Source organism: Terrimonas ginsenosidimutans (assembly GCF_022012415.1).
GTDB lineage: Bacteria > Bacteroidota > Bacteroidia > Chitinophagales > Chitinophagaceae > Terrimonas_A > Terrimonas_A ginsenosidimutans.
Genome location: NZ_JAKLTR010000002.1, coordinates 514,914 through 530,610, shown reverse-complemented (window position 1 = coordinate 530,610; position 15,697 = coordinate 514,914). Strand labels below are relative to the sequence as shown.

Genomic DNA, 15,697 nt, shown 5'->3' with positions numbered 1-15,697 from the left:
ACATCTTTAGTAACCACCGCCCCTGCAGCTACTATTGATTATCTCCCAGCGTTACTCCGCCCAGGATCACCACATGCCCGCCTATCCAGACATTGTTGCCGATGGTTATCGGATAGGCATGGCCTGTCTTATGACGATCAACGGGACTGATATTATGTCCTGCCGTATAGATGCCGACATTGGGGGCGATAATACAATTATCACCAATCCGGACTTCAGCCATATCGAGTATGGTGCAGTTATAGCCCGCGTGAAAGTTTTTACCAACATGAATGTTATAACCCAGGTCACAATGAAAGTTATGCTGAATAGATATACCTTCTCCCGCGGAACCGAACAATTCCAAAAGGATACTTTTTTTTCGTTCGTTATCATCGTAGTCTGCGGTGTTGAATTTCTGAACAAGTTTCCATGATCTTCGGAAGTCCTGTTCAAGCTTTTCATCTCCCCGCATTATAAAAGACGTCGCTTTGTCCATATCAGGTTATGTGATACGAAATTAACCTTTTGACGACTATAATTGATCTCTATCATGAACTGCCATATGCTTTCTTTACGGGCATCAAACAGAACAAAGAAAAATTGACCCCATTATATTGAAAGGAATACCCACAGCATACATGCAGGTAAAAACATCCCCATCCGGGATCAGTGCATTTTTTGCCTGGCGCAATAACGCAAATAAGTTTAGCCTTGCGTTTCAATCCTGCCATAATTGACAGGGATCAAGCTTTAGCTAATATTTACAACCGCTGTGGGATGGCTTTCAACATTGGACACAAACTTGCCTTAATTCAGAAAAAAAATTATGTATCAGCGAATCAAGAATGAGAATGATCTGTTGCATCTGAATGTGGGTACTCTATTGATTCAATATCCCTTGTCAGGTAATGCCACCGACGAATTAAATCTTTCTTCGCCTGATGAATTTGAACTTTATGAAGTGGAATCTGTGGAGAAGGATAGTGTGCGATTATTACAACTTCCATCTTTCGAACCCGGCGTGCAGGGTAAAAACACCGGTGCTACTGACGCACCCGCTCTTGTGTTAGACAGCCTTGTTGTTAAACACACAGACACATTAGTGTTGGAAAAAAACTGGTGGCAGGAAGACTATTAATATTCATTTGAACAATTTACTTGCTATAGGAACCTGTGGCCGGATATACTTCCTTATTCGCACCGATGCGATCGTCAGGTTATGGTGCTGCACTGGTTAGCGGGTAATTTATTAAAGAATATCAAACTGCTGATAGCGGTTAGCCTCTATCAGCAGTTTGATGTCTTTATAAAAACTACCAACCAATCAGATCGTCGGCTTCCCTCCTGTCACTGCAATGGTTGCTCCGGACATGTAGCTTGCTTCCGGTGAGGCGAGCAATACAAAGGCGGGAGCCACTTCTACGGGCTGCCCGGCACGTTTGATCGGAGAGCTGTTGCCGAATTCTGCTGTCTGTTCTTCGTCAAAACTTCCGGGAATGAGCGGAGTCCAGATCGGGCCCGGCGCTACACAATTTACCCTTACGCCTCTTTCGGCCCAGAGCTGTGCCAGCGCGGATGTAAAGTTCTGGATGGCCGCTTTAGTTGCAGTGTAAGGAGCCAGTATGGGTTTAGGTGTATAGGCGTTGACCGATGTAGTATTGATCACCGAGCTTCCAGGTTTCAGATGCGGCTCAGCGGCTTTACAGAGATAGAACATTGCGTAAACATTTGTTTTGAACGTGAAGTCCCATTCTTCGGCCGTCACATCCTGCAGGGATTCATGTACAGCCTGAAATGCCGCATTGTTGACAAGTATGTCAATTCCGCCAAACTCATCCAGTGCTGTCTGAATGATCTTTTCGCAATGTTTTTCGGTACCGATGTCCCCCGGAACCAGTATTGCCTTCCGGCCTGCTTCTTTTACCCAGTACTCTGTATCTTTCGCATCTTCTTCTTCATTCAGATAAGAGATCAGGATGTCTGCACCTTCGCGCGCAAAGGCGATCGCGACAGCTTTCCCGATGCCGGAATCACCTCCGGTGATCACTGCACGCATTCCTGTCAGCTTGCCGGAACCTTTATAGGATTGTTCACCATGATCTGCTGCGGGGTTCATTTTAGCTTCTACTCCGGGCATGTCCTGCGTCTGTTTCGGATAAGGGGGTTGGGGATATTGATCAACAGGATCCTGCTTTTTATTGTTAATAGTTGACATGGTAACGTATTTTAAAAGTTATAAGATCTGTAATGTTTCCTGCTCCAGTTCATTACTATATACCAATAGCCTGCCATTCACGCGTTTCTTTTATGTAATTAATGGCACTGATATCTAAGGACGTGGGAACATTCTGAGCTGAGCTGATCTTGTATAATTCTGTTATTGGCTAATTTGACCAGATCGCCCTTATATAGTTTCAAACTGCCGCGACAATTCATCATGCCTGTATAACATACGGCTTTAATGTAACATGGATCGAAAGGATCTTATCGAACGATGTTTAATAAGTAAATTTTTTGTTGCTGTTAGATACGCCCTGTTTCCAGCTTTTGAATTTGCTGATAAAACGTTCCTGATTAGTATTGACGTTGTGCAAAATAAGACGGTCAACGCCAAGCTTTTCATAAGCGTTGAATAATGAGGCAAGGCTTTCCAGTCCGGTAACGATCTCTATGTTTTTTTTGACATCTTCCACTGAAATATCTGTTGCTGCTTTGTCGAATTGCTGTGGCGTACGAAGCCCCGCCAGTATTTCTACGGGAACGAGATTTGAGCGCCACTGATCATAAGCGCCATCAATAGCTTCTTCTGTTGTTTCACCATAGCTGAAGCAAAACTGGAGGTAAATTGGTTTTCCTTTTCCTCCACCGTTATAGAACGCATTTATTTTATTTGCCACCTCATCTGGTTCTCCGGCTGTCGTGATCAATCCGTCAGCCCATGAACCCGCCCAGCCGGATGTTTCTTCAGAGATCGCTGCGCAAAACAGTGGAGGGATCACAGAAGGTCTTGTATACAGTGTTGCATCTTTAACATTGATCATTCCGCTGGCATTCACGGTACGTCCGTCCAGCAGCTCTCTTATAATTGATACCGATTCAAGAAGACGCTGGTTGCGCTGATCTTTTTCCGGCCACGGTTCACCGGTAATACACTCATTTACCGCTTCACCACTTCCCAACTCGATACTGTACCGGGAAGGAAACATTTCCCCGATCGTTGCGATCGCCTGCGCTACTATCGCCGGATGATAACGTTGTCCCGGTGCGCAAACCATGCTGAATGGCAAACCTGTGCTCTGCATCGCGGCAGCGATCCATGCAAAGGCGAAACCGCTTTGCCCCTGCCGTTCACTCCAGGGATGAAAATGGTCGGAACTATGTATTGCATCAAATCCAGCCTGCTCGGAAAGTTGGGCATACCGAAGCAGTTGTGAGGGGCTGAATTGTTCATGGGAGGCATGGTAGGCAAATTCCATTGTACTTCTCGATATTTCCCAAAGCTTCACACAAACAATGCCATTCAAATTAAATAGATACAGATCATGGAAAACCCGGATTAATAGGAAGCCGATCTGTGAGGCATGAATTTAGATGCTGCCATTACATGCAACCAACACAAATAATCGGGATCGCGGCAGGCATCTGCACCGGACTGTCTTTACTGCCGCAATTGATCAAGATCAGGAAGGAAAAGAAAGCGAACAGCATGTCTCCAGCAACGCTCATCTTCCTGCTGGTTGGATTGGCAGGGTGGATCATATACGGTACCCTTCGGGATGATTATCCGGTTATCATCACCAATTTACTTTCTTTTGTGACCAATCTTTGGATCATTTGCCTGTCAATAAAATATAAACGCCGGGCAGTAACTCACTAGCCGACCCCGTCCCACCATCAGGCATGCGCTTTGTACCTTCTACTATAGAATAAAATATTAATTATGATCAAAAGAGATGGATACCAGGTTAGCCTGTGGCAGGACTCAGTCCCGCCCTATCAAAGCGCCACTCCGGCACACACAAACTCAAAATACGATGTCATCATTGTCGGCGGAGGGATCACCGGGATATCAACCGCTCACCAATTGCAAAAAGCAGGCAAACACTGTCTCGTACTCGAAGCCAACACGCTTTGCTTCGGGACTACCGGGGGGACAACTGCCCATCTGAACACATTGCTCGATACTCCTTATACGACCATCCGCAAAAACTTCAATGCGGAAAGTGCCGCGATAATTGCAGAAGCGACTGCATCCGCTATACAATTGATAAAACAAAACATCCGTGATTATCAGATAGACTGCCACTTCGAGGAAACAAGTGCTTACCTGTTTTCCCAAAATGAAAGCGAGGATAAAGAGCTGGAAGACATCGCCGATGCTTCTATTGAAGCCGGGCTGGAGCTTCGTTTTTCCAAAACAATCCCAGTACCGATTCCTTTTACACGTGTATTCGAAGTATTGGGTCAGGCAAAGTTCCACCCGGTACAGTATGTATATGGTATCGCCAAAGCGTTTGAGCGCATAGGCGGGCATATAAAACAGGATTGCCGCGTAACAGGCGTCGAAGAGAACGAAACCCTGACGGTACAAACATCAAACGGAAGTTTCCAGTGTACAGACCTGGTATATGCCACCCATATTCCTCCCGGTGTAAACCTGCTTCATCTTCGCTGCGCACCCTGGCGTAGTTATGCCATGGCTTTCAAACTAACGGATGACAACTATCCTGAGGGACTCGCATATGACATGAAAGATCCATACTTCTATTATCGCACACAGATCGTCAATGGCGAACAATACCTGATCGCCGGTGGCCGGGATCATAAAACCGGTGAGGATATCAATACAGAGGTACGTTTTACGGAACTGGAAGCCGAGGTGCGGAAACATTTTAATATCGCAGCTGGTTCTTACCGATGGTCGTCCCAATATTATGAATCTGCTGATGGCCTCCCTTATATAGGTCATCTTCCCGGACATCCCGATCACGTCTATGTCGCAAGTGGATTTGGTGGGAACGGAATGGTGTACAGCACGGTGGCGGCTATTGCATTGCGTTCGCTGCTTACGAATGAGGAAACTCCGGTCTCAAAATTATTAAACCCTAATCGTCTCAAACCTGTTGCCGGATTCAAAAGCTTCATCAGCCACAATGCGCATGTAGCCGGCGAGTTGATCAGCCGCCTTTTCCCGGGAGAAAAGCTGGAAGAGCTTTCAGCACTGGCGCGCGGAGAAGGTAAGGTGATCACGTATGAAGGCGAAAAGATTGCCATGTTCAAAGACGATCACGGGGAATTGCATGCCATTAATCCCGTTTGTACCCATCTTAAGTGTGAAGTAAAATGGAATGGCGCGGAAAGATCCTGGGATTGCCCCTGCCATGGAGCACGTTACAACACGGAAGGAAAGGTTCTCACTGCTCCTGCGGACATGGATATGCAGAAAATGCAGGTGGAGAATTTGGCAACAGCCAAATAACAGCTACTTCAATTAGCAAAAGGCTTTATACCCCACCGTGAATAAAATTGTGGAGGAATTGACACAGCATGCACTTGCTTGCAGTGCAATTAGTAAGCAGATTTTGTCCTTGATACAAGCGTGCGTTGGTTTTCTTTCCGGGAAATCCCGGATGCATAGATTACAGATCTGATCTCACAGACCCAAAATGGTCAGTTTGCAGCTTTATTGATCCGAAAAAATTATAAGAATTTTCTGCTTCCGTTCTACCGGCATAGCGTTTGATTTTTTAATTCAAATTCAACTCACTTAAATCAAATAAGCTATGGCATCAACAAAAACAGCCCCTGCTAAAAAAACAAAAAAGAAAGTAAGCGGCTCTCAGGGCGCGGCCGAAGGACATACACAACTGGAAAAGCTGTTCCATGATAGCCTGAAGGATATCTATTGGGCAGAAAAAGCTTTGACAAAAGCCCTTCCGAAAATGAAAAAGAACGCAACAACCGAGCTGCTTCAAACAGCTATTGAAGAGCATCTGGAACAGACGAAGGGTCAGATCGAACGACTGGAGCAAGTATTTGATCTGCTTGGTAAAAAGGCACAAGCAAAAAAATGCGAGGCGATGGAAGGCCTCATTAAAGAAGGAGAAAGCATTATAGAAGAAACCGAGGACGGAAGCATGACGCGTGACGTTGGGATCATCATGGCTGCTCAGAAAGTGGAGCACTATGAGATCGCAACGTATGGCTCCCTTGTACAGGTCGCTCATACACTTGGGCTGGACGAGGTAGCAGGTATTCTGGAGGAAACCCTCGAGGAAGAAAAAGAAACGGATCAGAATCTGTCAGCAATAGCTGAGAATGATATTAACTGGGAAGCCGAGATGGAAGGTGAAACAGAGGAATAATTTTTCTTCATGATCCGATGTTTTGAGTAGCCGGGATAGTTTTATTATCCCGGCTTTCTTTTACACGTGATATAAAGTGGATCATGCGAATTTTCTGCTATTCAGCTTAACTAAGCCATCTTTTGAACTGCAATAAGCCCGGGTGTATACGGATGCACATGCGGGAGAAGATCTGTGATCAGAGCAGTTTTTGCAGTGTAGACAACAGGGCGAGAACATACTCTTCCTGTATCTTTGTCGGTTCTGTGTTTTGGGGCTCCAGACATCCCGACACCATTATTTTACCTTCGAATGCTATGGCGAAGTAAGCAAAACATTTATTGTTGGATTCCGGTACAGGTGATGCATAACCTGTAATTCCAATTCCCCAGTCACTGATGAACATTTTACAACAGTGAATGGCCATCTCTTTCGCCACTTTCTCCGACACGCAGTTCACCGCTTGTGCGTGAATGGACTCCACCTGCAGGTGCCGGGTTTTTTGTGCAAGATTAAAAGCCGTCACGCCACCCTGAAAAAATTGCGACGCATCTGGAATAGTGGAAAACGCATATTGCAGCAGCCCTGAAGTCACACTTTCCGCAGTCGCAATCGTCTTGTTTTTTCCCAGTAAACCTTTCCTGATCACCTGTGCCTGGACCTGTGGGATTATATTCATTGATCCTGATTTTAAATTGTTGCATTAATCGCTATTCGCCCGTTGCACTATTGGACGCATCTACGGGTTTTGACTGGGATGACCCTTTTTGTCTTAAAAATATTGACAGCACGATGATAGCAAAGACAGAAAGAAATTCACTTTGCCAGTTCTGAAATGATTCAAACCAAAATCTTGACTCACCCAGTAACTGGCCAAGAGTTTCCGCTGGAAGACCTTTCTGCTGCAAATGCTCATTCTCATCTTTTAAACTGCCATAAAGATGCAGCAGAAATGAGAGGAGAAACAATGCAAACAACGCAATAGTGAGCGAGTTCTTATAAACAGCAAGGATCCAGCCTCCTTTTTTCACTGGCCACGGCGCATCCTTTTTATTGCGATCCGGCTCTTTATCAACCTCCTCTTCCCCTTCCAGCTTCTTTGACTCAGACGAGCCTTTCTGCCGTAGAGAGATCGTCAGGAGTACAAACAAGGCCATCTGCAGAAATTCACTTTCCCAGTTTTCAAACGTTGATTCGATGAAATGCCCGGAGGCAGAATAAGTGCGAAGAGATACACGTTGCCGACCCTCTTCTTGCCGCTCTTTGTTATATTCATTGAAGCCTGTCAGCCATTGTACCAGCATTGCTATCAGGAAGAACAATCCGAATGTGACGGATAACCCATTGTTTTTAAAGAAGGTTCGCATACTGAGTTGATTACTGGTGTATCATCCAACAGTATACCAAAACTTCATGTGGCAGATATGAGCAGCCACATGAAGTCCTTTTTCTCAAAAATGTTCATGTGAAAGGATGATCCGCTGAAATGGGACATCCACGAGCAGGCGACTCTTCGTCAAAACCGGCACGGCAAAAAGGATATCTTCCTGCCTAAAACATGCTTTTCGAAAACCGAAAACCAATATTCAAATAGTTATTCAGATCCTTTGCCTGATCACAATAGTTAAAACTGAATTCAAACGGTCCAAGAGGCGTATCAAGCCCCAACGTCAATCCATAACCAGACAAAAACTTTTGTGAATCTCTGGGTAACTGTTGCAATAGAAAAGAATGATACATGATATTGGCATTAACGGCTGCAAATATTGCCCCGGCAATCTGGTAACGCCAGTTTACATTCAGCTTTACAAGACTGTTGGTACGTAGGGACGCGTCCTGTATCCCGGCAAAGGTGACCTGGTTGCGGAAAACGGGTTGCATTCCACCCACAACAAAATCATGGAAAAGTAACTGGGTGCTGTTGAAATTCGCATTGGCCTCTCCCTGTAACGTAATAGTATTCCTCTGCCTGAACGGAATAACATGCTGCACCTGGGCTTTTGCCCGGAGAAAGTTTCCCGTGCTGCCTCCTACTGAATCAAGGTAGTCGACAGGTATTCCCATCGATTTAAATGTCAGCTTTTGAGATTGGCTGACAATAGCGGATGGTTCAAGTAAAATATAGGTGCCTTTGCGGGGTAAGAATAATTTATCAAGTGTATTGTATTCGTACCGGAGGTAAGGTTGTACATAATTATTTCTTCCGTAAAGATCAAATAAAGATCTGGAAACCGGTTTAAGTGAAACATGTTCCAGTCGAATACCCAGTCCGTATACCTCCCTTCTTTTGTATGCAACCTGAAGCCTTGTATCGAAATAAATATCGGATTGTTTGTAGTTGTTTCCGGTTTCATCAAAATCGGTGTATTGCGAAAATTTCTGCTGTTCGCCATAGATCTCCGTAACGGAAGACAGCGGAAATTTACTTGAGCCCATGATCATGGAATGCCCGGCTCTTATTCTTGGATTTTCGGAGATGCCTGCTGTAACATAACTCACACTTGGTTTACCTATAAGATCCTCTTTGGTGAAATTTGCGATGAGCATTATCTTGGTCATGGTGCTGTAGTGCAGGCCAAGCTTCATTTTAAAAGAAGGAAATTCTTCCGTGATGATATGCAGATCAGCAACTCCGGGTTCGATAGGCAGTAGCTCATAATATAGCTTGCTGAAATATCTTGTTCCGTAAGCACGCCGCATAGCCGCTTCCAGTTCAGCAGTGTTGTAGATCCCTCCTTCATCCAGATTTAACATCCGTGAAAAATATGGCCGGCTGATCTGTCTTAAACTATCTGTAATGATATGCCTGATCTTTATACCCGCCGGTGTAGACGGTAATGTTTTCGGTGTGGGTGTTCCATAAATAGCATTTAAAGAGTCTGCCATTTTTTTGAATACAGGATAGTAAGCCTGGCCTGTTCTGACACCAATTTGCATAATTGAATCAAAAGAACTGAATGCTCCGGCAGAATAGGCGGACAATGGATGGTTGATCACATAGTCGCAAAGTTCAACATCCTTCTTACTTAATTCCTGCTCTCTGAAGAAAACAACGTTCATTAGAACCTGCATCATTGAGGTGATCGCTCCTGTTTCAGGCTGCGTAAAAGGATTTACCGTACTGCCAATCACAATATCGGCACCCATACCCTTCACATCGCTCGCCGGAAAGTTTCTGACAATGCCACCATCGACAAGCTTTACACCGTTGTAGTCCACTGCCGTGAACACACTTGGAATAGCCATGCTAGCTCTTACAGCTGTAAGCAGGCTTCCTTTATCCAGTACAACGGCCTGCCCGGTAACAATATCAGTAGCGATACATTTGAATGGTCTGGGTAGATTATTAAAGTCCCTGATATCATACACAGGATGATATAACTGATCAAATTTCAACCATAGTTCTTCTGCTTCGAACAAACCGCTTGGTGATTTGAGTTTGCCATTCTTGAAAGGCATTTCAAGAGCATACCGTCCATACTCGTCTTTCTGTTCCATAATGAACGAGTTCAGTGGCGGCCGGTTCAGCAACAGGTCGTTCCATTGTATTTTACTTGCCAGCTGGTAAATGGAATCGCCCGTATAACCTGCCGCATACAGGCTTCCGATCACGGCTCCCATGGATGTTCCGGTCACATAATCGATTTGCAAACCCGCGGAATCCAGCGCTTTCAGCAAGCCGATGTGGGCAAGACCTTTCGCTCCGCCACCACTAAGCGTTAGCCCGATCTTAGGCCGTCCCGGCTGCTGTGCCGTTGCAATTAAACCAGAAAAAATAATAAAGCTGAATAAAAATCTGACAACTGATTTTCGTGACCTCATGAAGCGGTTATGCATTATTGTGTTAAGGTTGGCTGGAACTACGCCAATGTACAAATTTTTGTATCTCCTTTTTAAGATAAGGCGGCATTAACTGCAAAAATTTGTATAGACCGGATAGCCTCGATCCTGCTGAAGTTTAATCGCTGTGGGATTATAGCTGAAAAAGTATTGAGTCAAGTTCAAGAGTGAATGCCGAAAAGCACGCTCATATGTACCCTGTTTTTAGCACTTCCGGGTTTCCGGGCCTGTGCATCCAAACCGTCATAAAAGGATAGCACGAACAAGCCGGTGACCTTGCGCGTGATGCACATGGTCACCGGCTTGTTATTATAGGCAATCTCAGAATTACCACTATTAGGTTTTGCGGCAGCGTCTTAATGCCGCTCCTGAGAATAAAGAACGTTGATCACTTACGGTACAATGGGCATCGTTTTAATAGATATTCCAGTGGACTGCTGTAAGATCCGTCGGTAGTATTGATCAGCCCGCGGCGGTTCTCACTGTAAATATTATCATTTTTATCAGTGTAAACATCTATGGCAACTCTGTTACTATAATACTGGTAACTGGCCGAATTTCCGTAAGCATATACTTTCGTCTTATCCTTGTTTCCCCCGTAGGTCGTAGACGCATTGGCTCCTCCTGAGGAGCTGGTTGTTTCAGCAGCTTTATTCTGCGTGATGCCGCCGGTGACCACATATTCCACTTCAAGCAGATTACAAATCTCATCCATTGTAGTGCCGCGAAGGGTTTCGCGGGTAATGCCTTTTTTTACCAGGATAGCATTGGTTGTCCGGGGATCAATTATGGTCAATCCGGAAGAATGCTTATTGAGATATGCATACACGTCCTCCTGTACTTTGTAACCCATCTCCTCTCCTGCATCCTGGTTGTCGCGGATAAACTGAAAAGGAAGAACGGCTACTTTATTATGATGACTTTCGAGGTTGCCTGTACCGGAAGGTGACTGGGTTGCCGGGGCCTGGTTTCCGCCACCATCTTTTTTCTCTGAGGGCAAAGATGGCTTGTTGAAGAATTCGATCCGGCCACTGGCAAAGGTGATCTTAATGATATCAACTTTCTTGAGCGTGTACGCCAGCTCTTCTCCCTGGTAAGTAAACTTGATATCAGAGTCGCCAATTTCCGAAACCTTTCCTGTAAGTTCGTCACCGTTTACTTTAAGTATAACGTCATACTTCTCCTCTTTGGCAGGAGTCTTGACTGTAGCAGGCTTTTGCGCAACTGCGGAAAAAAACAGCACACATAGAGATAGTATCAGTGATAAGCGTCGCATAACTTTGTTATTAGGATAAAGAAAATTGAAATAATAAATTAGGTATAAGTTTCATTGCTGATTTTATCTGGAGCTTCCGAGCTGGAAGTTATAGCCAATATGGAGCCCGACGAATGAAATGTCTTCATTCTGACTGTCCAGTCCGGTATTCTGATACGCGACACTGATCTCCACAGGGTTGATCCTGTACCCCGCTCTCAATGCCCAACTGAATGAAGTCTTTGAAAGATCGGTACTGGCATTGGTTGTCTTGATATGAACGTTATTAAATCCGACGCCTGCATTGGATTCCAGGAAAAAACCACCTAAAAAATAACGGTAACCGAGCAGCACCGGCGTTGTGGATAAATTGGCTTCAGCGCCGGCGGGGAGGCCTTTCACCGGGAAACGCGAATAGCCTACAGTCAGTGTTACTTGTTGGGGTTTATCACTGAATCCTAAAAATCCACGTGCATATCCGCCATAACCTGTCTTGGCTCCATCAGCCATATCAAAAACGGGAAATCCAATATGACCCGAGATCTGCAATTGATTACTCCCTTTTTGAGATTGAGCACTGGTTGCCAGAATTAGCAGGCAGATAAGTGTTGAAAGACTTCTCATACGTTTAATTGTTTTGGTATTTGGTGTTGATCATGATCGGGCGTAGGTGTAAACACGTAGCTATCCTAAACGCTGATCAAATTTAATTACAAAAATTAACTGAATAATGGGATATGTCTAAGATTTATATAAGACTCTTTTCATCCTTGTTGATCGATGTCGTTTAGTTCAATGATTTTCCCGAAAGTTCATTCGATGGCCGTTGGCCGAATATATATATATATACCTACTAGTGTCAATACCCTATACCAATTGCCCGCAATAGTTTCCATCCAAATGCGGCCATCGGCCATCGAGCTAGTGTAGGATCTCTTAACTAAACGACATTGCCTATTTGTCGTACCCGGGTTGATGTCAGCTTATGCCCAATACTGGTTCAATCCCAAAAAAAGCTTGCAAAGACTGATCCATTTTAAGCTGATCATGTTCCTGGGCTTACTGAGATCATTGTCAAAAGCTTTTTTGTTCAATAAATTAAGACTTTATTATTTTTGATCTGCTCCGACAGGCAGCCGTATTACGAAACCGGAGATTACTTCTGATACTGCGTTTGCAGACGACCATTAAACCCGGATCTTATTAATGAAAAACATCCTCAAAATATCAAATTCGTTCAGGTGCCTGATCGGCGGGGCGGCTCTAGTGTTGTCAGCATGCGGAAACGAAACGCCTGCCGATAAAAATACCCGTACAGATTCCCTGGATGCGACCGTGATCAGAAACGACTCAACTCCTCCGGTCGCCACAGATACGACCTCTGCTGAGCATTTTCCCCATACCGATACCGCTACAATCGCATTGATCAAAAATGCGCTCACTACACACTTGCTAACGGAAGATCTGCCGGCTATCCCGGGCAACCAGCGCAATTTTATGTACAGCCGGATCGATCTCAACAATGATAATCATCCCGAAATCTTCGTTGGAATGACGGGCGCCTATTTCTGTGGGACAGGCGGCTGCACAGCCTTTCTTCTTGACTACAAAGGAAAACTGATAACCCGGTTTACGGTCGCAGAATTTCCCATCGTCGTACGGCCTCATTCGACAAATGGCTGGCGTGACCTGCTTATCGGCACAGCTGCTACACATCCGTCTTTGCACCTGGTGAAATGGAATGGTAAAAAATATCCGGGCAATCCTTCTCTTGCACCAATATTTTCAGAAGTGCCAAGCGAACATTCGGCACGAATACTGACCTGTAAAGATCATGCTGAGCACTGGTTCCAATTTTGAATACGTTACTCTTCATAATGACCAAAACTAAAACTACATACTCTGCCCTGAATCGTCTCTTCGCCGGTGTGATCTGCTTGTTTTTTACAATGACGCATACGCATGCACAGGATACCGATTCAACCAAACCCATCACCGATTCAGGCTACGTAGAGAAATTCAACAACTGGATCAATCTGAAGGTAGCACTTGTCAACACTTCGGAATCTTATATTGCACAGGGAGATAATTTCAAACAGGTCCTTAAAGCGAATCCCTCCCAGATCTTCCGCACTTATCTTAACTATCGTTTTATCGCATTCTATGTTGATTATATCCCTCGATTTCTTCCCGGCAATAATGATGAAGCGGAAAAAGGAAGGAGCAAAGGTCTTGGCTTCGGAACCGGCCTCATTTTTCACAACTGGTTTACAGACCTGGGTTTTTCTCATACAAAGGGATATTACCTTGAAAATATGAAAGATCTTAACCCCGCCTGGCAACCGGGAGAGCCATACTTCCAGGTACCTGACTTTCATATAACCAGTTATGACGCGGCAGTAGGATACAATACCAATCCCCGGCTTTCCCTGGTCGCGACGTCTTCTCAAACGTCAAGGCAGTTGAAAAGCGCGGGCGCTTTTATTCCGAGGGCAACGTTTCGCTATTTTATCACGGACAACCGCACCCCCGGTCCGGGTACTACACAAAAAACAAATCATTTCCGGGCGATGCTTGGTGCGGGATATCAGCACACATTTGTCATCAGCCGGTCTGTATATGCAATGGGCGCTTTTACTCCCTATTTTGGCTATATCGTTTCATCAACAAAGACACGTAACAGTCCGCAACTGGGAGACTTCACAAATTATGGTCCGGCTTACCAGTGGGATGCGAAGCTGGGTCTGGGCTATAACGGGCATCGCTTTTTCGGAGGAGCTTATCTGACGGCAGGTTCCGCAAAATTCTCGCAGGGACTTACTTCGGCAACGCAGCAGGATGCCGCCATTTTCTTTCAACTGTTTGCGGGACTTCGATTCAAAGCGCCAAAATTCCTCGACAAAGCCTTAGATAAACTCTGATGTAACAAGAATGAAAATAGCATTCACGATATTACTCCTCATCATCGCCACCGGCATATCTGCACAAAACGGTGACACGATAAAACCTGTCAAGAAAAGATTCTGGAGAGCATCCGGAGAACTGCTGCTTACTGAATTAATGCCATGGTCATACAACCGTTTCATACGCAAGGCGGAGTTTGCCAAAGTCAATTTTAGATCGATCGGAAATAATCTTAAGCCATCCAGCTGGGAATGGGACGATAATAATTTTCAGACCAACCAGTTCGGGCATCCGTTTCATGGTAATCTGTATTACAGTTCCTTTCGTTCTAACGGACATTCCTTCTGGCAGGCCGTGCCGGCGGCTTTCGCTGGAAGTTTTCTCTGGGAAGTAGCCGGGGAAACGCATAAGCCTGCGCCCAATGACTTTATCAATACAAGTCTTGGTGGTATTACCCTTGGAGAAATGACTTATCGTGTGTCCAATAAGATCGTACATCATCCTGCTTCAGGACTAGGGAGGCAGGGCCAGGAGATCGTCGGCTTTCTGATCAACCCTCTTAACGGACTCAACCGTATCATCGATGGCAAATGGGGAAAACGTGAAAAAGATCCGGATAGTAGTATCGTGTTGCACGCCGATCTGAATGCAGGCATACGCCGTTTTGGCTTCCGCGATATGAACAAGCGTTCAAAAGGGAATAATGAATTATTGCTACGGTTTCGTTTGGTTTATGGCGATAAATACAAATCGTCAAACATTCCATTCGAACATTTCTACGCACAGGTGGAAGCGGGCAGCGGTGATTCCACCTATATGAATAATATACAGGTCAGCGGTGCATTAAAAACCTGGCGTTTTCGCGAAGATGCAAAAAGGCTTCATCTCTACTCCATCACGCTGAATTATGATTTCATCAAGAACAATGCCTTTGAATATGGCGGGCAGGGACTAACATTCAAACTTTTGTCCGATTGGAGTAAACAGAAAAAAGCGAAGTTCAGGACAGAGATCGGCAGCGGAGTTACCGTTCTTGGTGCAGTGCCGGACAATTATCTCTATTATGGAGAAGGCCGGAATTATGACTATGGCCCCGGCATTCACGTTACTGCCGCTGCATCACTCAACCTTAACGGGCGACTTGAAGCTGAGCTATATTATAAAGGCTTCCGCTTTCAGACAGTGAACGGTAACCATTCATCTTTTATCGTGAACATGCTGTCCGCTGATATCAGGGCTAACCTCACCAAACGACTCAATATTTCTGCTGGTGTAGGCCAGTATACACTGAGCGGCTTTTACCGGGATTATCCCAATGTCAGCCAGATCTATCCTTTCTCACGGTTCTCTATGGGTTACCGGCTTTGAGCAA

15 protein-coding genes are annotated in these 15,697 nt (G+C 45.1%); 7 read left to right on the top strand and 8 right to left on the bottom strand.

All coding sequences use genetic code 11. The features are described from left to right. Nucleotides 1-31 precede the first annotated feature (31 nt). The gene (locus LZZ85_RS04685; protein WP_237868946.1) at nt 32-478 is read right to left on the bottom strand and encodes a sugar O-acetyltransferase; all 447 of its coding nucleotides are present in this window, start codon (nt 476-478) and stop codon (nt 32-34) included. Between the two features lie 330 nt (nt 479-808). Here LZZ85_RS04685 and LZZ85_RS04680 point away from each other — a divergent pair, with 330 nt between their 5' ends. After that, nucleotides 809-1,120 carry a hypothetical protein gene (locus LZZ85_RS04680; RefSeq protein WP_237868944.1) on the top strand — a complete coding sequence of 104 codons (312 nt, stop codon included), beginning with the start codon at nt 809-811 and terminating at the stop codon, nt 1,118-1,120. Between the two features lie 186 nt (nt 1,121-1,306). Here LZZ85_RS04680 and LZZ85_RS04675 read toward each other — a convergent pair whose 3' ends face one another. Both LZZ85_RS04675 and LZZ85_RS04670 read right to left on the bottom strand, forming a co-directional pair. Beyond that, on the bottom strand, nt 1,307-2,197 hold the full coding sequence (locus LZZ85_RS04675; protein WP_237868942.1) for an SDR family oxidoreductase: 891 nt from the start codon (nt 2,195-2,197) through the stop codon (nt 1,307-1,309). Between the two features lie 283 nt (nt 2,198-2,480). Then, nucleotides 2,481-3,458, bottom strand: a complete 978-nt coding sequence (locus LZZ85_RS04670) for a TIGR03885 family FMN-dependent LLM class oxidoreductase (RefSeq protein WP_237868940.1) — start codon at nt 3,456-3,458, stop codon at nt 2,481-2,483. Nucleotides 3,459-3,586: 128 nt separating this feature from the next. On the opposite strand from LZZ85_RS04670, the gene LZZ85_RS04665 reads away from it, so the two are divergent. The 3 genes from LZZ85_RS04665 to LZZ85_RS04655 all read left to right on the top strand — a co-directional run bounded on the left by LZZ85_RS04665 (nt 3,587) and on the right by LZZ85_RS04655 (nt 6,347). Next, nucleotides 3,587-3,859: a SemiSWEET family sugar transporter gene (locus LZZ85_RS04665; RefSeq protein ID WP_237868932.1), complete on the top strand. Its 273-nt coding sequence runs from the start codon at nt 3,587-3,589 to the stop codon at nt 3,857-3,859. 63 nt (nt 3,860-3,922) lie between these two features. Next, a complete protein-coding gene (locus LZZ85_RS04660; protein ID WP_237868921.1) occupies nt 3,923-5,461 on the top strand; it encodes an FAD-dependent oxidoreductase in 1,539 nt (512 codons plus the stop codon). 304 nt (nt 5,462-5,765) lie between these two features. After that, complete coding sequence (locus tag LZZ85_RS04655) at nt 5,766-6,347, top strand: YciE/YciF ferroxidase family protein (protein ID WP_237868919.1); 582 nt, start codon at nt 5,766-5,768, stop codon at nt 6,345-6,347. Nucleotides 6,348-6,525: 178 nt separating this feature from the next. Here the strand turns inward: LZZ85_RS04655 and LZZ85_RS04650 are convergent, their stop codons facing one another. The 5 genes from LZZ85_RS04650 to LZZ85_RS04630 form a co-directional block, all read right to left on the bottom strand. Then, a complete protein-coding gene (locus LZZ85_RS04650) occupies nt 6,526-7,005 on the bottom strand; it encodes a CinA family protein (protein WP_237868917.1) in 480 nt (159 codons plus the stop codon). Nucleotides 7,006-7,036: 31 nt separating this feature from the next. Further along, entirely contained in the window at nt 7,037-7,693 is a 657-nt protein-coding gene (locus LZZ85_RS04645) for a DUF6766 family protein (protein ID WP_237868915.1), read from the bottom strand. A 184-nt stretch (nt 7,694-7,877) separates the two neighbouring features. Beyond that, nucleotides 7,878-10,148, bottom strand: coding sequence for a patatin-like phospholipase family protein (locus tag LZZ85_RS04640; RefSeq protein WP_237868913.1), 2,271 nt, complete (start codon nt 10,146-10,148; stop codon nt 7,878-7,880). Nucleotides 10,149-10,554: 406 nt separating this feature from the next. Continuing rightward, entirely contained in the window at nt 10,555-11,442 is an 888-nt protein-coding gene (locus LZZ85_RS04635) for a FlgO family outer membrane protein (RefSeq protein WP_237868904.1), read from the bottom strand. A 63-nt stretch (nt 11,443-11,505) separates the two neighbouring features. Next, a complete protein-coding gene (locus tag LZZ85_RS04630) occupies nt 11,506-12,045 on the bottom strand; it encodes a porin (RefSeq protein ID WP_237868902.1) in 540 nt (179 codons plus the stop codon). 582 nt (nt 12,046-12,627) lie between these two features. Here LZZ85_RS04630 and LZZ85_RS04625 point away from each other — a divergent pair. Genes LZZ85_RS04625 through LZZ85_RS04615 form a run of 3 tightly spaced genes read left to right on the top strand, consistent with a single transcriptional unit; the run spans nt 12,628 to nt 15,693 of the window. Continuing rightward, nucleotides 12,628-13,281, top strand: a complete 654-nt coding sequence (locus tag LZZ85_RS04625; RefSeq protein WP_237868900.1) for a hypothetical protein — start codon at nt 12,628-12,630, stop codon at nt 13,279-13,281. Between the two features lie 17 nt (nt 13,282-13,298). Next, nucleotides 13,299-14,342, top strand: coding sequence for a DUF4421 family protein (locus LZZ85_RS04620; protein WP_237868898.1), 1,044 nt, complete (start codon nt 13,299-13,301; stop codon nt 14,340-14,342). Between the two features lie 10 nt (nt 14,343-14,352). Further along, complete coding sequence (locus LZZ85_RS04615) at nt 14,353-15,693, top strand: DUF3943 domain-containing protein (protein ID WP_237868895.1); 1,341 nt, start codon at nt 14,353-14,355, stop codon at nt 15,691-15,693. Nucleotides 15,694-15,697 lie beyond the last annotated feature (4 nt).